Origin of the sequence: Caulobacter sp. 73W, assembly GCF_041021955.1 — a bacterium.
Lineage (GTDB): Bacteria > Pseudomonadota > Alphaproteobacteria > Caulobacterales > Caulobacteraceae > Caulobacter.
Window position 1 is genome coordinate 1,076,107 of record NZ_CP158375.1, and the last position, 17,562, is coordinate 1,093,668.

Annotated in this window: 16 protein-coding genes; 12 read left to right on the forward strand and 4 right to left on the reverse strand. The window is 69.0% G+C overall.

What is annotated here, in order from left to right; all coding sequences use genetic code 11:
* The first annotated feature begins 17 nt into the window (after positions 1 to 17).
* The gene (locus tag ABOZ73_RS05060) at positions 18 to 896 is read left to right on the forward strand and encodes a 3-hydroxybutyryl-CoA dehydrogenase (RefSeq protein WP_369061233.1); all 879 of its coding nucleotides are present in this window, start codon (positions 18 to 20) and stop codon (positions 894 to 896) included.
* Positions 897 to 915: 19 nt separating this feature from the next.
* Here ABOZ73_RS05060 and feoB read toward each other — a convergent pair whose 3' ends face one another.
* Positions 916 to 2,787: a ferrous iron transport protein B gene (gene feoB / locus ABOZ73_RS05065; protein WP_369061234.1), complete on the reverse strand. Its 1,872-nt coding sequence runs from the start codon at positions 2,785 to 2,787 to the stop codon at positions 916 to 918.
* Between the two features lie 3 nt (positions 2,788 to 2,790).
* Complete coding sequence (locus ABOZ73_RS05070; RefSeq protein WP_369061236.1) at positions 2,791 to 3,096, reverse strand: ferrous iron transport protein A; 306 nt, start codon at positions 3,094 to 3,096, stop codon at positions 2,791 to 2,793.
* Between the two features lie 127 nt (positions 3,097 to 3,223).
* On the opposite strand from ABOZ73_RS05070, the gene ABOZ73_RS05075 reads away from it, so the two are divergent.
* The 6 genes from ABOZ73_RS05075 (at position 3,224) to ABOZ73_RS05100 (ending at position 9,655) form a co-directional block, all read left to right on the forward strand.
* Entirely contained in the window at positions 3,224 to 4,762 is a 1,539-nt protein-coding gene (locus ABOZ73_RS05075) for a UbiD family decarboxylase (protein ID WP_369061238.1), read from the forward strand.
* A 191-nt stretch (positions 4,763 to 4,953) separates the two neighbouring features.
* Complete coding sequence (locus ABOZ73_RS05080; RefSeq protein WP_369061240.1) at positions 4,954 to 6,765, forward strand: M14 family metallopeptidase; 1,812 nt, start codon at positions 4,954 to 4,956, stop codon at positions 6,763 to 6,765.
* Positions 6,766 to 6,829: 64 nt separating this feature from the next.
* A complete protein-coding gene (locus tag ABOZ73_RS05085; RefSeq protein WP_369061242.1) occupies positions 6,830 to 7,231 on the forward strand; it encodes an MAPEG family protein in 402 nt (133 codons plus the stop codon).
* A gap of 50 nt (positions 7,232 to 7,281) precedes the next feature.
* The gene (locus ABOZ73_RS05090) at positions 7,282 to 8,613 is read left to right on the forward strand and encodes a TldD/PmbA family protein (protein ID WP_369061243.1); all 1,332 of its coding nucleotides are present in this window, start codon (positions 7,282 to 7,284) and stop codon (positions 8,611 to 8,613) included.
* Positions 8,610 to 9,392: a 3'(2'),5'-bisphosphate nucleotidase CysQ gene (locus tag ABOZ73_RS05095; protein ID WP_369061245.1), complete on the forward strand. Its 783-nt coding sequence runs from the start codon at positions 8,610 to 8,612 to the stop codon at positions 9,390 to 9,392. Before ABOZ73_RS05090 ends, ABOZ73_RS05095 begins: the two co-directional genes overlap by 4 nt.
* A gap of 29 nt (positions 9,393 to 9,421) precedes the next feature.
* Positions 9,422 to 9,655 carry a DUF4170 domain-containing protein gene (locus ABOZ73_RS05100; protein ID WP_369062486.1) on the forward strand — a complete coding sequence of 78 codons (234 nt, stop codon included), beginning with the start codon at positions 9,422 to 9,424 and terminating at the stop codon, positions 9,653 to 9,655.
* Positions 9,656 to 9,661: 6 nt separating this feature from the next.
* Here ABOZ73_RS05100 and ABOZ73_RS05105 read toward each other — a convergent pair whose 3' ends face one another.
* A complete protein-coding gene (locus ABOZ73_RS05105) occupies positions 9,662 to 10,327 on the reverse strand; it encodes a protein tyrosine phosphatase (protein ID WP_369061247.1) in 666 nt (221 codons plus the stop codon).
* 100 nt (positions 10,328 to 10,427) lie between these two features.
* Here ABOZ73_RS05105 and ABOZ73_RS05110 point away from each other — a divergent pair, with 100 nt between their 5' ends.
* Genes ABOZ73_RS05110 through lpxK form a run of 5 tightly spaced genes read left to right on the forward strand, consistent with a single transcriptional unit; the run spans position 10,428 to position 16,199 of the window.
* Positions 10,428 to 12,209: an ABC transporter ATP-binding protein gene (locus ABOZ73_RS05110; RefSeq protein ID WP_369061249.1), complete on the forward strand. Its 1,782-nt coding sequence runs from the start codon at positions 10,428 to 10,430 to the stop codon at positions 12,207 to 12,209.
* Entirely contained in the window at positions 12,206 to 12,904 is a 699-nt protein-coding gene (locus tag ABOZ73_RS05115; protein ID WP_369061251.1) for a lysophospholipid acyltransferase family protein, read from the forward strand. The genes ABOZ73_RS05110 and ABOZ73_RS05115 overlap by 4 nt, the downstream gene beginning before the upstream one ends.
* Before the next feature lie 9 nt (positions 12,905 to 12,913).
* Positions 12,914 to 13,924, forward strand: a complete 1,011-nt coding sequence (locus ABOZ73_RS05120; protein WP_369061253.1) for a cation diffusion facilitator family transporter — start codon at positions 12,914 to 12,916, stop codon at positions 13,922 to 13,924.
* A complete protein-coding gene (locus tag ABOZ73_RS05125; protein ID WP_369061255.1) occupies positions 13,921 to 15,180 on the forward strand; it encodes a 3-deoxy-D-manno-octulosonic acid transferase in 1,260 nt (419 codons plus the stop codon). Before ABOZ73_RS05120 ends, ABOZ73_RS05125 begins: the two co-directional genes overlap by 4 nt.
* A complete protein-coding gene (lpxK, locus tag ABOZ73_RS05130) occupies positions 15,177 to 16,199 on the forward strand; it encodes a tetraacyldisaccharide 4'-kinase (RefSeq protein ID WP_369061257.1) in 1,023 nt (340 codons plus the stop codon). The genes ABOZ73_RS05125 and lpxK overlap by 4 nt, the downstream gene beginning before the upstream one ends.
* 84 nt (positions 16,200 to 16,283) lie before the next feature.
* Here the strand turns inward: lpxK and ABOZ73_RS05135 are convergent, their stop codons facing one another.
* Positions 16,284 to 17,555, reverse strand: coding sequence for an amidohydrolase family protein (locus ABOZ73_RS05135; protein ID WP_369061259.1), 1,272 nt, complete (start codon positions 17,553 to 17,555; stop codon positions 16,284 to 16,286).
* Positions 17,556 to 17,562: the final 7 nt, after the last annotated feature.

Below are 17,562 nucleotides of genomic sequence, written 5' to 3' on the forward strand. Positions count from 1 at the left end.
AAGCCAAGGCTTGGGTAATGGTTGATATCAAGTCCGTCGGCGTCATCGGCGCCGGCCAGATGGGTTCGGGCATCGCGCACGTTGTGGCGCTGGGCGGCTATGAGGTGCGTCTGCACGACCTCTCGGCGGACCGGATCGATGCGGGCGTCGCCCTGATCGAGAAGAACCTGGCCCGTCAGGTCGGCCGGGGCCTGATCGACGATGCGGCCATGAAGGCGGCCCTGGGCCGCATCAAGCCCGCCCCTGATCTGGCCGCCATCGGCGCCACGGACATCGCCATCGAGGCGGCGACCGAGAACGAAGAGATCAAGAAATCGATCTTCCGCAGCCTGGTGCCGCACCTGGGTCCGGACACGCTGCTGGCGTCCAACACCTCGTCGATCTCGATCACCCGCCTGGCCTCGGTCACCGACCGCCCGGAGCGGTTCATCGGCCTGCACTTCATGAACCCCGTGCCGATCATGAAGCTGGTGGAGATCATCCGCGGCATCGCCACGGACGTTCCGACCTACGAAACCGCCGTCAATTTCGCCCAGTCCCTGGGCAAGACCACCTCGAACGCCGAGGACTTCCCGGCCTTCATCGTGAACCGCGTCCTGGTCCCGATGATCAACGAGGCGATCTACACCCTTTACGAAGGGGTCGGCACGGTCGACGCCATCGACACCGCCATGAAGCTGGGCGCCAACCATCCTATGGGTCCGCTGGAGCTGGGCGACTTCATCGGCCTGGACACCGTCCTGTCGATCATGAACGTGCTGTATGAGGGCCTGGCGGACAGCAAGTATCGCCCCTGCCCGTTGCTGGTGAAGTACGTCGAGGCCGGCTGGCTGGGCCGCAAGACCGGCCGCGGCTTCTACGACTACCGCGGCGAGACCCCCGTCCCCACCCGCTAAATCGCCCGGGCGGGCTGGGTCACCCCAGCCCGAAGGCGCTGGCCACGCGGAACGTCACGAACGCCGCCAGGTAGGCCAGACCCACCATGTAGAAGAACATGACCGACGGCCACAGCCAGCCGTTGGTCTCGCGCTTGACCACGCCCAGGGTCGGGGCGCACTGGGGCGCGAAGACGTACCAGGCCAGGAAGGCCAGGGCCGTGGCGATCGACCAGTGGCTGGACAGGGTGGAGGCCAGGGCGTCGGTGGCGCCGTCCGCCTCGCTGACCGCATAGACCGTCCCCAGCACCGCCACAGCCACCTCGCGGGCGGCCATGCCCGGGATCAGGGCGATGGACATCTGCCAGTTGAAGCCGATGGGCTGCATGATCGGCTGGATGAAGCGCCCGATCATGCCGGCGAAGCTGTAGTCGATGGCCGGCTCGGTCGCGCCTTCCGGCGGATAGGGGAAGGTCGACAGCGCCCAGACCAGGATCATCAGCGGCAGGATGATGCGGCCCGCGCGGCTCATGAAGATGCGCGCCCTGATCCACAGGTTCATCAGCACATTCTTGATGTCGGGCGTCTTGTAGGTGGGCAACTCCATCATGAAGGGCTCGACCGAGCCCCGCCAAAAGACGCGGCGGATGACGAAGGACACCAGCAGGGCGCTGATGATGCCCGCGGCGTAGAGGCCGAACATCACCAGTCCCTGCAGGCTGACGAAGCCCCACACCGTGGTGTTGGGAATGAAGGCGGCGATGATCAGGGTGTAGACCGGAATCCGCGCCGAGCAGGTCATCAGCGGGGCCACCAGGATGGTCGTCAGGCGGTCCTGCTTGTTGTCGATCACCCGTGTGGACATGATCCCGGGGATCGCGCAGGCGAAGCTGGACAGCAGCGGAATGAAGGCCCGCCCGTGCAGACCCGCCCCGCCCATGATCTTGTCCATCAGGAAGGCCGCGCGGGACATGTACCCGCTATCCTCCAGCATGATGATGAAGAAGAACAGGATCAGGATCTGCGGCAGGAAGACCACCACGCTGCCCACCCCGCCGATCAGGCCGTCGACCAGAAGGCTGCGGATCAGATTGTCGGGCAGGACGCTGTTGATCAGGCCGCTGAGGGCCGCGAAGCCCGCCTCGATCCCGTCCATGGCTGGCGTCGCCCAGGTGAACACCGCCTGGAACATGACGAACAGCAGGCCCAGCAGGATGGCGAGGCCCGCCGCCGGATGCAGCAGGACGCTGTCGATGCGGCCAGTGATGGTGTCCGGGCGCTCGGCCGGCTTAACGCAGGCCTTCACGATGCGGCGCGCCTCGGCATGTGCCTGGCGCAGCTCGGCGGCGGTAGGCTCGTGCCAGACGTTGTCGTGCGGCTTCACCGTCTCGGCCACGGCGTCGACCTGCTTCAGCAGGTCTTCCAGACCGCGCTTGCGGGTGGCGACGGTGGTGACGATCGGCGCGCCGATCTCCTGCGACAGGCGCTCGATGTCGATCTGCAGGCCCTGGCGCTGGGCGATGTCGAACATGTTGAGCGCTAGGACGAACGGACGCCCGACCTGCTTCAGCTCCAGCACCAGACGCAGGATCAGGCGCAGGTTGGTGGCGTCGGCCACGCAGACCACCACGTCGGGCGGCGTCTCGCCGGACAGACGGCCGAGCACGGCGTCGCGGGTGACCACTTCATCGGGGCTGCGGGCGCGCAGGGAATAGGTGCCGGGCAGGTCGAGCACGGACAGGGTGCGGCCGCCGGGCGTGGTCAGGTGGCCTTCCTTCCGCTCGACGGTGACGCCGGCGTAGTTCGCCACCTTCTGGCGCGCCCCGGTCAGGGCGTTGAACAGGGCCGTCTTGCCGGAGTTGGGATTGCCGACCAGCGCGGCGCGCAGGGGCGAAAGCGTCACATCAGTCAAAGCTCAGTTCCCAGACTCGAAACGAACATCGATCACCGCCGCCTCTTTGCGGCGCAGGGCGACGCGCATGTCGTCGACCCGCACGGCGATGGGATCGCCGCCGATCATGCCCTCGTGCAGCAGCTCGATCTCGGCCCCTTCGACGAAGCCCAGCTCCAGCAGGCGGCGCTCCAGCTCTTCGGCCTGGAGAGCGCCGTGCGCGCTGTGGTCGCCCACATGGACGATGACGCCGCGGTCGCCAGGATGCGCCTTGCTCAAGGGGCGAACGTCGCCCGCCTGCATCTGCTCCGCGAGGGCGCTGTCGTGCATGTCGGCTCCTGCAAAAAGTTGCGAACGATTATCAGCCCAGCTCCAGCATGTCGATGCGACGGTTAGGCTTTGCGTCCTTCGATGCGCCCGCTAAAGCGGGGCTGCGCAGTCTGCACGGGAGTTTTCATTGGCCTACCGGTCCCTCCGCGAATTCATGGCCATGCTCGAGGCGAAGGGCGATCTGGTCCGCGTCTCCGAACCCGTATCGTCGGTCCTCGAAATGACCGAGATCCAGACCCGTCTGCTAGCGACCGGCGGACCGGCGGTTCTGTTCGAGAACGTCATCAAGGCGGACGGCACGCGTTCGGAAATGCCGGCCCTGGCCAACCTGTTCGGCACGGTGGCGCGAGTGGCCATGGGCGTGACCCTGGGCGGCGAGAGCCGCACCACCGCGGGCGAGCTGCGCGAGGTCGGCGAACTGCTGGCCTTCCTGCGCCAGCCGCAGCCGCCCAAGGGCCTGAAGGACGCCTTCGACATGCTGCCCCTGGCCAAGACGGTCATGAGCATGCGCCCCGCCGTGGTGAAGAAGGCCCCGGTGCAGGAGGTCGTCCTGACCGGCGACCAGATCGACCTGAGCAAGCTGCCGATCCAGACCTGCTGGCCGGGCGAACCCGCGCCGCTGATCACCTGGCCGCTGGTGGTGACCAAGGGTCCGGGCAAGGACCGCGAGGACGACTTCAACCTCGGCATCTATCGGATGCAGGTGCTGGGCAAGGACAAGTGCATCATGCGCTGGCTGGCCCATCGCGGCGGCGCCCAGCACTATGCCCGCCACAAGAAGACCGGCGCCCGCGAGCCCCTGCCCGCCTGCGCTGTCCTGGGCGCGGATCCCGGCACCATCCTGGCCGCGGTGACCCCGGTGCCGGACACCCTTTCGGAATACCAATTCGCCGGGCTGCTGCGCGGCCAGAAGGCCGAGCTGGTCCCGGCCAAGACCGTGCCCTTGATGGTTCCCGCCCATGCGGAGATCGTGCTGGAGGGCCACGTCCTGCTGGACGAGTACGCCGACGAGGGCCCCTACGGCGACCACACCGGCTACTACAACAGCGTCGAGAAGTTCCCGGTCTTCCAGGTGACGGCGATCACCACGCGCAAGGACCCGATCTACCTGACCACCTTCACCGGCCGTCCGCCGGACGAGCCCAGCGTGCTGGGCGAGGCGCTGAACGAGGTGTTCATCCCGCTGATCCGCCAGCAGTTCCCCGAGATCACCGACTTCTGGCTGCCGCCCGAGGGCTGCAGCTACCGCATCGCCGTGGTGTCGATGAAGAAGGCCTATCCCGGCCACGCCAAGCGCGTGATGCTGGGCGTGTGGAGCTATCTGCGCCAGTTCATGTACACCAAGTGGGTGATCGTCGTGGACGACGACATCAACGCCCGCGACTGGAAGGACGTCATGTGGGCGGTCAGCACCAAGATGGACCCGGCGCGGGACATCACGGTGATCGAGGACACCCCGATCGACTACCTCGACTTCGCCAGCCCCCAGAGCGGGCTGGGCTCGAAGATCGGCCTCGACGCCACCGACAAGTGGGAGCCCGAGACCCATCGCGAGTGGGGCGAGGAAATCCGCATGGACCAGGACGTCATCGACTCGGTCAGCGAGAAGTGGTCGCGCCTGGGCCTGCCCGGCGACGGCGCGCCCATCTGGAAGGCGAAGAAATAGGTGCTTGCTTCGATTGGACGCTTCGCGTCCGCTCAACATGACGAAGGTTTGCTGATTTCGTCATCCTGAGCAGTCTGCGCAGCAGACATGTCGAAGGACGCAAAGAGACAACCGCTCATTCCCGCGAAGGCGGGAACCCAAGCGGACCATCAGAATGGACCCCCGCCTGCGCGGGGGAGAGCGGAAGAAGAATGAACAGGCTCGGCGTCACCCTTCTCTTCACCAGCCTCCTCTCCACCACCGCCCTGGCGGCGCCGTGGGATAGCGAAATCCTGCCCCCGGCTCCGGCCTGGAAGGGCGCGAGCGAGAAGCTGGTCGCCAAGCCGAACGATCCGTGGATCACGCCGTCGGAAAAGACCGGCCTGACCGACAGCCCCAGCTATGCCGACACCCGCGCCTATCTGGAGCGCCTGGTCGCCGCCTCGAACGGGCTGCTGAAGCTGGAGGTGTTCGGCAAGTCGCCCGAGGGCCGCGACCTGCTGGTGGTGATCGCCAGCAAGGACGGCGCGACGCTCAATCCCGCCAAGCCGGTGTTCCTGGCCCAGGCCGGCATCCACCCGGGCGAGATCGACGGCAAGGACGCCGGGCTGATGCTGCTGCGGGACATCGCCCTGCGCGGCAAGGACACCCTGCTGGACGGCGTGAACTTCGTCTTCGTGCCGATCTTCAGCGTCGACGGCCACGAGCGCGCGGGCCGCTTCAATCGCCCGAACCAGCGCGGCCCGGTGATCCAGGGCTGGCGCCACACGGCCCAGAACCTCAACCTGAACCGCGACTACGGCAAGCTGGACGCGCCGGAGATGCAGGCCATGCTGGGCCTGATCAACAAGTACGACCCGGCCCTCTACATGGACATCCATGTGACCGACGGCGTCGATTATCAGTACGACATCACCTACGGCTGGGAAGGCTATCTGGGCCGCTCCTTCCACCGCTCGCCGGCCATCACCGACTGGCTGGACAAGAGCTTCCTGCCCGCGACGGAAAAGGCGCTGAAGGCCGCCGGCCACATTCCGGGCGAGCTGATCTTCGCCAAGGACGACCGCAATCCAAAGGACGGCCTGACGGTCGATCCCAGCAGCCTGCGCTTCTCCACCGGCTTCGGCGACGCCCGCCGCACCCCGACCGTGCTGGTAGAGAACCACTCCCTGAAGCCGTATCGCCAGCGGGTGCTGGGCACCTATGTCCTGCTGGAGGAAAGCCTGAAGGTGGTCGCCCGCGACGGCGCCGCCGCCAAGGCCGCCGCCACGGCTGATCGCCAGCTGCGCCCCGCCGAGGTCGCCGTGACCTTCGAGCCGTCGGACAAGCCAGTCGGCCAGCGTCCGTTCCTGGGCATCCAGTACGAGACCTACCAAAGCCCGGCTTCCGGCGGGACTGAGCTCCGCTGGCTGGGCAAGGCCGATCCCAAGCCGTGGATGGAGACGCTCTACGCCGCCCAGCCCGGCCTGAAGATCAAGCCGCCGGTCGCCTATTACGTCCCGGCCACCAAGGCGGACGTCATCGAGCGGCTGAAGCTGCACGGCATCCGCATGGAGACCCTGACCGCGCCCCAGGCCGTGGCGGTCGACATGCTGCGCCTGCCCGAAGCCAAGGTCGCCCCGCGCGGCAACGAAGGTCACGTGCAGATCACCGCCGGCAAGGCCGAGCAAGAGGCCCGCACGGTCACCTTCCCTGCCGGCTCCGTCCGCGTTCCGACCGACCAGCCGCTGGGCGAACTGGCCGTGCTGCTGCTGGAGCCGCAGAGCGAGGAAGGCTTCTTCGCCTGGGGCTTCTTCCCCGAGATCCTGCAGCGCGTGGAATATATCGAGGGCTACGCCATCGCCCCGCTGGCCGAGCGCATGATGGCCGCCGATCCGAAGCTGAAGGCCGAGTTCGAGGCCAAGCTGGCGGCGGAGCCGGACTTCGCCAAGAGCCAGGACGCCCGCCTGGCCTGGTTCTACAAGCGCACGCCCTATTACGACGAACGCCACCTGCTCTACCCCGTCGGGCGGCAGGTGCAGTAACCCCGAAACTTGCGGGCGTCGTCAAAGCGGCGCCTACTAAGTGCGGGGCGTAAAGGAATTTCGCGTGAACAGTCTGACTTCAGGACCCGCAGCCGCGCTGTGGGTGGGCCTGCACATCCTGCTTTTGCTGGTGCTTTCAGTTCGGGTGGTGCGCCTGCGCCGCCGTCACAAGATCGCCCTGGGCGATGGCGGGCATCCTGACCTGGCGCAGGCGATCCGCGCCTTCGGCAACGCCACCGAGTATGCGCCGGTCGGCCTGATCGGCCTGGTGTTGCTGGCGCAGGTCGGCGCACCGGCCCTGGCCGTGCATCTGGGCGGTCTTCTGCTGTTCGGCGGCCGCCTGACCCACGCCATCGGCCTGTCCAACAGCGGCGGGGCCTCCCTGCCGCGCGCGGTCGGCATGCTGGTCAGCTGGATCGCCTTCGTGTTCATCGCCGCGGTGCTGCTGATCTACGCGATCGTCTGACGCGGCCTGGGCGCTTGCCCCGCAAGGGTGCGGCGCCCCATATGGCGGCCATGGATCAAAACCTCCTCAACGACGTGATCGGCGCCGCGCTCAAGGCCGGGGCCGATGCGGCCGAGGCCGTCTTCGCCGAACGCCAGTCCCTCTCCGTCACCGTCCGCATGGGCGATCTGGAGGAGGTCGAGCGTGAAGAGGCCCAGGACCTGGGCGTCCGCGTCTTCGTGGGACAGCGTCAGGCTGTCGTTTCCGGCTCCGATCTTTCCGCCGACGGCCGCCGCAAGCTGATCGAGCGCGCCGTCGCCATGGCCCGCCTGGCGCCGGAAGATCCCTATGCCGGCTTCGCGCCGCAGGATCGCCTGGCCCGCGGCCCGCACGCCGACCTCGATCTGTTCGACGCCTTCGAGCCCTCCGCCGAGTCGCTGGAGGACCAGGCCCGCGTCGCCGAGGCCGCCGCCCGCGCGGTCGAGGGCGTGACCAATTCCGACGGCGGTTCGGCCGCCTGGTCGTCGTCCAACTGGCTGATGGCCACCAGCCACGGTTTTGTCGGCGCCCACCGCGCCACCGGCTTCTCGCTGTCCGCTTCGGCCATCGCTGGCGAAGGCGCGGGCATGGAGCGAGGCGGCGAAGGCCGCAGCCTGCGGCACGCCGAAGACCTGCCCAGCCCCGACGCCATCGGGACCGAGGCCGGCCGCCGCGCCGCCGCCCGCCTGGGCGCACGCAAGATCAGCTCGACCACCGCGCCGGTGATCTTCGAGAATCGTCTGGCCACCTCGCTGCTGGGCCCCCTGCTCGGCGCTATTTCCGGCCCAGCCGTGGCGCGCGGCGTGTCGTTCCTGAAGGACAAGCTCGGCCAGCAGATCTTCGCCAAGGGGATCGAGCTGATCGACGATCCGCACGTGGTGCGCGGCCTCGGCTCCTCGCCCTTCGACGACGAGGGCGTGCTGAACAAGCGCATGGCCCTGATCGAGGACGGCGTGCTGACCACCTGGCTGCTGAACAGCGCCGCCGCCCGCCAGCTGGGCCTGGAAACCACCGGCCACGCCTCGCGCGGTCTGGCGGGCCCTCCCGGCGTCTCGACCTCCAACCTGACCCTCACGCCGGGGACCGACGACCTGGCCGCTCTGATGAAGGGCGCGGGCGAGGGGCTGCTGGTCACCTCGATGTTCGGCCCGTCCCTGAACGGCAACACCGGCGACTGGTCGGTGGGTTGCTCGGGCGTGTGGTTCGAGAACGGCGAGGCGGCCTATCCGGTCACCGAGATCACCGTCGCGGGCAACCTGATCGACATCTACGCCCGCCTGATCCCCGGTTCGGACCTGGAAATCCGCGGCTCGGCCAACTCGCCGTCCATCCTGGTGGACGGCCTGGCGATCGCCGGCAAATGACCGAGGACCTCGCCCTCATCCGCAAGGCGGCGCTGGAGGCGGGGAAGCTGGCGCTGACGATGCGCGCCGCGGGCCTGAAGATCTGGAACAAGGACGGCGGCTCACCAGTCACCGACGCCGACCTGGCGGTGGACAAGCTGCTGCACGAGACCCTGACCACCGCCCGCCCCGACTATGGCTGGCTGTCGGAGGAGACGGTCGATGATCCCGAGCGCCTGACGCGCCGCCGCCTGTTCTGCGTCGACCCCATCGACGGCACGGCCGCGTTCCTGAAGGACAAACCCTGGTTCACGGTCTGCATCGCCGTGGTTGAGGACGGCCTGCCCCTCTGCGGCGTGGTCTATGCCCCGGCCCTGGAAGAGCTTTACGAGGCGGTCGCCGGCCAGGGCGCGACCCTGAACGGCGCGCCGATCCGGCCCAGCGCCACCGCCGACCTGGACGACTGCGCCATGCTGGGCGACGCGCGGATGTTCCAGCACCCGGAATGGCCCCAGCCCTGGCCGGCCATGCGGGTCGAGAGCCGCAACTCCATCGCCTATCGCATGTGCCTGGTGGCCGACGGCCGGTTCGACGCCGCCGTGGCGCTGTCGCCCAAGAACGAGTGGGACCTGGCCGCCGCCGATCTGATCGTGCGCGAGGCCGGCGGGGCGTCCACGGACCATTTCGGCCGTCGTTTCGCTTACAACGCGCCGATTCCCAGGGCGCCCAGCGTCATTTGCGCGGCTCCCGGCCTCCACCGGTTGATCTTGGAGCGCGTCGCGCATATCGGACGCCCGTAACCTCCCAATCCAGCCTCGACAAAGAAGGCATCTGCGCAATGAGCGACAAACAACTCCTGCACATCGTCATCGGCGGTGAATTGAAAGACGTGGCCGGCGTCGAATTCCGCGACCTGTCTCAGGTCGAATTCGTCGGCGCCTATCCGACCTATGAAGACGCCCACAAGGCGTGGAAGGCCAAGGCCCAGGCGACCGTGGACAACGCCCACGCCCGCTACTTCATCATCCACGCCCACAAGCTGCTGGATCCCAGCCTGGCCTAAGGGCCGCTACTCCCGCCGCAGCAGCTTCTCGGTCAGCATCGAGCCCAGCATGCCGGCGCGGAACTCCGCCTTCATCGAGACCGGGTCGTAGGCGTCGCTTTCGACCCACTCGGTGAAGGTCAGCCCCTTGGGCTCCCCATCTTCCAGGTACCGCTCGAACACGTAGTCGAGCACTCCCGTCTTGCCCTGCTTCACGTGCAGATAGCGCAGGGACAGCTCCTTCATGGCCTCGCGGATTGGCAGGCCAAGGCGGTAATGGGCGTAGAACACGCTCATGATCCCCGCCCGGTCCGCGCCGGACTTGCAGTGGATCAGGGCGGGATATTCGATGGTGTCGTACAGCACCTTGGCGCCCAGGGCCCGCTCGCGGATCGGCACTTCGCGGCTGGTGATGACGAAATCGACGAAGTTCAGGCCCAGCCGCTCGCAGGCGTCCTTTTCCAGGGCGTAGAACGCGCCGTCATAGCCGCCGCGCAGGTTCACGATGGTCTTGATGCCCTGCTTCTTCCACTGGGCGATCTGGAATGGCCACGGCTGGTTGGTGCGCACCAGCTCGGGGCTGACCCAGTGGGCGTTCTGGAAGCCGATGCGCAGGAACGCATGGTCCTTCCACCAATAGTCCCAATAGGCGCGCAGGCGGCCGCCGAAGGTCGTCAGGTCATAAGCGGGCAAGCGGGGCTCCTTCGCAGGCCGCCTAAGTAGGGCCGCATTGGCCGGACAGCAAATGCCCTGTGCTTGACAGATTCCCTCCCAAGGCCGACCTGCTCCCGTGATGACTGACGCCGCAGCGCCCGAGACGACCAACCGCGCCCTGGCGCGGCGTGTGTTCGAAACCTATCTGCGCCCGCGCTGGAATGGCCTGGCCGTGGCCGTGGCCTGCGCGGTGGTGGTGGCCGTCCTGACCGGCGCCCTGGCCCAGGTGCTGAACCCGGCGATCAACGACCTGCTGGTGACGCGCAAGCCGAACGCCCTGGTCATGATCCCCCTGACCATCGTGATCCTGGCCCTGGCGCGCGCCGCCGCCCAGATCGTCCAGGCCACCCTGGTCAACCGCATCGGCCACGGCATGGTCGGCGACGTGCAGACCGAACTGTTCGGCAAGCTGGTCCGCGCCGACCTCGCCCGCTTGCGCGCCGCCCATTCGGGCCAGTTCGTCTCGTCCGTGCTCTATGACGCCGGCCTGATCCGGGAAGCCGCCACCAGCGGCATCGTCAACTACACCCAGCACGGCCTGACCGTGGCGGCGATGATCGTGGTCATGCTGATCAACGACTGGTCGCTGACCCTGATCGTCCTGCTGGCCGGCCCCATCGCCAGCACGGTCATGCGCCGGTTCTCGAAGAAGACAACCAAGGCCGCCAAGGGCGCCATGGCCGAGACCTCCGCCCTGTCCACCGCCGTCATGGAGAGCCTGGACGGCGTGCGGGTGGTGAAGATCGAGAACCGCGAGGCCTTCGAGGAGGCACGCGTCGCCGAGGTGATCGAGCGCCGCCAGGGCCACATCATCAAGGGCGCCAACGCCCGCGCCCAGGCCGCCCCGACCACCGAGGCGCTGATGACCGTCATCACCGCCGGGGTCCTGGCCTATGCCGGCTGGCGCGCCAGCAGCGGGGCGATGAACGTCGGCGCCTTCACCGCCTTCCTGGTCGCCCTGGCCGCCGCCTCCCAGAGCCTGCGCCAGCTGGCCAACCTGCAGACCGTGACGGCCGAGGGCCTGACCGCCGGCCGCCGTCTGTTCGCCGCCCTGGACGTGGAGCCGGAGGTGCGGGACGGCGCCGCCGCGATCAATCTGGACGACAAGGGCCAGTTCGCCATCGCCTTCGAGAAGGTCGGCTTCTCCTACGGGACCCACGCCAGCGCCCTGGTCGACGTGTCGCTGAAGGCGGCGCGCGGCGAGACGGTCGCCCTGGTCGGCCCGTCGGGCGGCGGCAAGAGCACCCTGCTGAACCTGATCCCGCGCTTCTACGACGTGGGCGCGGGCAAGGTGACCATCGATGGCCGCGACATCCGCGAATTCACCCTCGCCTCCCTGCGCAGCCATATCGGCCTAGTCACCCAGGAGCCGTTCCTGTTCGACGACACCATCCGCGCCAACATCGCCTACGCTCGGCCGGAAGCCACCCAGATCGAGATCGAGGAAGCCGCCAAGCAGGCCGCCGCCCACGAGTTCATCGTCACCCTGCCGGCCGGCTATGACACCAAGGTCGGTGAGGCCGGCGCGCGCCTGTCCGGCGGCCAGCGCCAACGCATCGCCATCGCCCGCGCCTTCCTGAAGGACGCCCCGGTCCTGCTGCTGGACGAAGCCACCAGCGCCCTGGACACCGAGAGCGAGGCCAAGGTGCAGGCGGCGCTGGAACGGCTGATGGCCGGCCGCACCACCCTGATGATCGCGCACCGCCTGTCGACCGTGCGCCATGCCGACCGCATCTATGTGATCGACGCCGGCAAGGTGGTGGAGGAAGGTACGCACGTCTCCCTGGTGCGCCGTGGCGGCCTCTATTCGCGCCTGGCCCTGGCCCAGAACCTGGACGCCGCGCCGGAGCCGCAGGGTTGAGGCCGCTTCGCAATCCGGTGGTGGTGGCCGTCCTGTCCGCCATCTTCGCCGCCTATCTGCGCTTCGTCTTTGCCACCCTGCGCTGGACGCGGGAGGGACAGGAGAACGCCGACGCCGTCGCGGCGGAGCGTGGCGAGAAGGGCGTGATCATCTGCTTCTGGCACGCCCGCATTCCCCTCTCCCCCGCCGCCTGGAAGCAGGGGCCGGATCGCCAGCCGGTGCGGGCGCTGATCTCCCACTCCTCGGACGGCGAGTTCATCGCCCGGGCCGTGGGCCACATCGGCTTCCCCGCCATTCGCGGCTCGTCGAAGAAGAAGACCGACCCGGCCAAGAACAAGGGCGGGGAGCAGGCCTTCCGCGACATGATCAAGTGGGTGCAGGGACGCGGCGGCGTCGCCGTGACCCCCGACGGCCCGCGCGGCCCGGCGGAGGTGATGCAGCTAGGCGTGGTCTCGCTGGCCCGGTTCACCGGCGCGCCGGTGCTGATGCTGGGCCTGGCCTGCCGCCCCTGCCTGCGCCTGGGCACCTGGGACGGGACCGTGCTGCCCCTGCCCTTCGGCCGGGGGGCCATTGTCTGGGAAGGACCGTTCGAAGCGCCGCGCGCCGCGGAGCCGCAAGCCCTGGCCGACGACTGGGGCCGCCGCCTGACCGCCGTGACCGAACGCGCCGAAGCCCTGCTGGCGAAACAGCCCTGAACTCGTGGGATGAAGGACGCCATGGGGCACGATCATCACCATCACCACGGACACGACCATCATCATGACCATGGGCACGGCCATGGACATAGCCATGGTCATGGTCACGGGCACAGCCACGGTCATGGCCACCATCATCACGCCCCCACGGACTTTGGCCGCGCCTTCGCCATCGGCACGGCGCTGAACCTGGGCTTCGTGGTGGTCGAGGCCGCCGCCGGGTTCTGGACCAACTCCCTCGCCCTGCTGGCCGACGCCGGCCACAACCTGTCGGACGTGCTGGGCCTGGTCATGGCCTGGATCGCCGCGGAGCTGGCCAAGCGCGCCCCGACGGCGCGCCGCACCTATGGCCTGCGCAAGGGCACCATCCTGGCCTCGCTGGCCAACGCCGCGACTCTGCTGTTCGCCATCGGCGCCATCGCCTGGGAAGCCGTGCGCCGCTTCCAGGACCCGCACCCCATCGACACCGGCCCGGTCATGGTGGTCGCCGCCATCGGCGTGCTGATCAACACCGGCACCGCCCTGATGTTCATGCGCGGCAGCCAGCACGACCTGAACATTCGCGGGGCCTTCCTGCACATGGTGGCCGACGCCGCCGTGTCGGCTGGCGTGATCGTGGCCGCCTTCGCCATGGGCGCGTCGGGCTGGCTGTGGATCGACCCGATCGTCAGCCTGGTGATCGTGCTGGTCATTCTGCTCGGCACCTGGGGCCTGCTGCGCGACAGCCTGGACCTGGCGCTGGACGCCGCCCCGCGCGACATCGACCCAGGCGCCGTTCGCGCCTGGCTGGAGGCCCTGCCCGGCGTGACCGAGGTCCACGACCTGCACATCTGGGCCATGAGCACCACCGAGACGGCCCTGACCGCCCACTTGATCCGCCCGACCGGCGATGACGGGGACGACTTTCTGCACGCCGCCTGCGCCGGGCTGAACGAGAAGTTCCGCATCGGCCACACCACCTTGCAGGTGGAGCGCGGCGGCGCGGCGGACTGCCGCCTGGCCCCGGCGCACGTGGTTTGAGCACGTCCCGACACCTGCGCCTGTACCGTACGGCGACCGGCCTGTTCGAGCCCGCCGCCCCGCTGGTCCTGCGCGCCCGCGTCCTGCGCGGCAAGGAGGACCCGGCCCGCCTGAAGGAGCGCCTGGGCAAGACCGCCGCCGCCCGTCCCGAGGGCAAGCTGGTCTGGCTGCACGGCGCCAGCGTGGGCGAGGGCCTGTCCCTGCTGCCCCTGATCGAGGTCCTGCGGAAGGCGCGGCCCGACCTGTCGATCCTGGTCACCTCCGGCACCGTCACCTCGGCCGAGATGCTGCGCCGCCGCCTGCCTGAAGGGGTCATCCACCAGTATGTGCCGGTGGACGCGCCCAAGGCCGTGGCCCGCTTCCTGGATCACTGGCGGCCTTCGCTCGGCGTCTTCGTCGAGAGCGAGCTGTGGCCCAACCTGATCACCCAGGCCGACGCCCGGAAGATCCGCCTCGCCCTGGTCTCCGCCCGGGTGACCGAGAAAAGCGCCGCCGGCTGGCGCAAGGCGCCCGAGATGGCCCGCGAGCTGATCGGCGCCTTCAGCCTGATCCTGTCGCAGGACGACCTGACCGCCGGCCGCCTGGGCGAGTTCGGCGCCAATGACGACGGCCGCCTGAACCTGAAGCTGGTCGGCGCGCCGCTGCCAGCGGACGAGACGGAGCTGAAGGCGCTGAAGAAGGCCGTCGGCAAGCGCCCCGTCCTGCTTGCCGCCTCCACCCATCCTGGCGAGGACGAGATCATCCTGACCGCCTTCAAGTCGGTCGGCGGCGACGCCCTGCTGATTCTGGTTCCCCGCCATGTGGAGCGGGCCAATGGCATCATCGACCTGGCCCGCGAGCGAGGCCTGTCGGCGGGCAAGCGCAGCGCGGGCGACCCGCTGGGCGCCGACGCGGTCTATGTGGCCGACACCCTGGGGGAGCTGGGCCTGTGGTTCCGCCTCGCCCGCGGCGCCTTCATCGGCGGCAGCCTGGTGGAGGGGCCGGGGGGCCATAATCCGGTGGAGCCGGCCCAGCTGGGCTGCCCCGTCATCACCGGCGCCTTCGTCGACAACTGGCGGTCGGTCTATTCGCCCCTGGTCAAGAACGGCGTCGCCACGGTCGTGCGCACGGCCAACGACCTGACCGCCGCCTTCTACGCCCTGCTCAAGGAGCCGAAGATGGCCAAGGCCCGCGCGGAGCGGGCCCTGGGCATGATCGGCGACGAGCGCGAGGTGCTGGACGCCGCCGTCCGCCGCCTGGCCATGCAGGTCCCATGAAGCTGAGCACGCCGCGCTGGTGGTACGTCCGCGACGGCGCGCCCGCGCCCGTCACCCGCGCCCTGCTGACGCCCCTGTCGTGGATCTGGGCCGCCGTCACGGCGAACAAGATCGCCAAGGCCACGCCCGCCGATCCAGGCGTCCCCGTCGTCTGCATCGGCAACCTGACCGTCGGCGGGGTCGGCAAGACACCCATCGTGCGCGAGGTGGTCCGCCTGCTGCGCGCCGCCGGGGTCGAGGCGCACGGCCTGTCGCGCGGCTATGGCGGCAAGCTGGCCGGGCCCGTCCGGGTCGATCCGGCGCGCCACACCGCCGCCGAGGTGGGCGACGAGCCGCTGATGCTGGCCGGCGACATGCCGTTCTGGGTCGCCCGCGACCGCCCCGCCGGCGCGCAGGCCGCGTCAGCCGCAGGCGCCCAGGCCGTGGTCATGGACGACGGCCACCAGAACCCTTCGCTGAAGAAGACCCTGTCCCTGGTCGTCGTGGACGGGGAGACGCGCCACAACGAGTGGCCCTTCGGCGACGGCGCGGTGTTCCCCGCCGGGCCGATGCGCGAGCCGCTGAAGGCGGGCCTCGCCCGCGCCGACGCGGTGATCGTCCTGCTGCCCGCCGACCTGCCGTCGGCCGATCCGGAGCTTCTGGCGCTGTTCTCGGGAAAGCTGGTGTTCATTGCCCGGCTGGAGCCCGCCGCCCCGCCGCCCGCGGGGCCGCAGGTCGGCTTCGCCGGCATCGGCAAGCCCTGGAAGGTGGAGCGGTCCCTGGTCGCCGCCGGCTGCGACCTGAAGGACTTCGCGCCGTTCCCCGACCACGGGGCCTATGACGAGACGACGCTGAAGGCCCTGGCCCGCCGGGCCGAGGACTTCGACGCGGGCCTGGTGACCACCGAAAAGGACTGGGTGCGCCTGCCCCCGTCGTGGCGGGAGCGGATCAAGGCCTGGTCCGTGCGGGCGAGGTTCGAGGACGAGGCGGCGGTCGAGGCGTTGCTGTTGAAGGCCCTGCGTCCTTCAACTCGCGCCTGACGGCGCGGCTCAGGATGACGTCTCATTGCTGAATTCGTCATCCTGAGCGGGCGCGCAGCGCCCTGTCGAAAGACGCACCGTGGCTCAGTAAGCCACGCCCGACTTCATGACGAAGGATACGTGCTGCAGCACGGTCACATCCTTCAGCGGATCGCCCTTCACCGCGATCAGGTCGCCGGCCTTGCCGGGGGCGAGCGAACCGATCTCGTTGTTCAGGCTGAAGTGGGCGGCGGCGTTGACCGTGGCCGTCTGGATCGCCTCCAGCGGGGTCAGGCCCGCCTTCACCAGCAGAGCGAACTCGCCGGCGTTGTCGCCGTGGGCGGAGACGCCGCTGTCGGTGCCGAAGGCGATCTTCACGCCGCCGTTGTGGGCCTTGCGGGCCATGTCCAGCATCTTCGGGCCGGCTTCCAGGGCCTTGGCCGTCTGGGCCGGGGTGAAGAAGTTGTTCGGGCCCGAGGCGATGCGGGCCACGAAGTCGCCGGCCATCAGGGTCGGGACCAGATAGGCGCCGTTCTTCTTGAACAGGGCGATGGAGGCGTCGTCCAGATAGGTGCCGTGCTCGATCGAATCGCCGCCGGCCTTGAGGAAGGCGTTGATGCCGTCGACCCCGTGGGCGTGGGCGGTGACCTTGCGCCCCATGCGGTGGGCGCTCTCGACGATCGAGGCGAGCTCGTCTTCCTGGAACTGCTGGGCCAGACCGGCGGCGGTGTTGGACAGCACGCCGCCGGTGGCGGTGATCTTGATGATGTCCGCGCCCTTCCACACCTGCTCGCGCACGGCGCGGCGGCAGTCCTCGGCGCCGGAGCAGACCGATTCGGGACGCAGGACGTGCATGACGTCCTCGCGGAAGCCGTTGGTGTCGCCGTGGCCGCCATGGACCGACACGGCCGAACCGGCGGCGATGATGCGCGGACCGGCCACGTCGCCGTTCGCGGTCGCCTTGCGCAGGGCGAAGATCGCTTCGTTGTCGCCGCCCAGATCGGCGACGGTGGTGAAGCCGGCCTTCAGGGTCCGCTTGGCGTAGCGGGCGCCGACCATGGCCTGCTCGGCCGAGGACTGGGTCACCTCGTCCATGCGGCTGGAGGGGCCCTGCTCGCTGGTCAGGTGGACGTGGCTGTCGATCAGGCCCGGCAGGACGAAGCTGTCCTTCAGGTCGACGACGTTCCCCTGGCCGGTGAAGCCGTCCTCGATACGGACCACGCGGCCGTTGTCGATGACGACGGTCTTGTTGGTCTCGACCTTGCCCGTCGCGGGATCGGCCAGCAGGCGACCGGCCTGGACATAGACGGGCGCGGCGTGCGCGGCGGCAGCGGCGAATGCCGCGAGAGCGGCGCCGGCGGCGAGGATGCGTTTCATGGGTGGT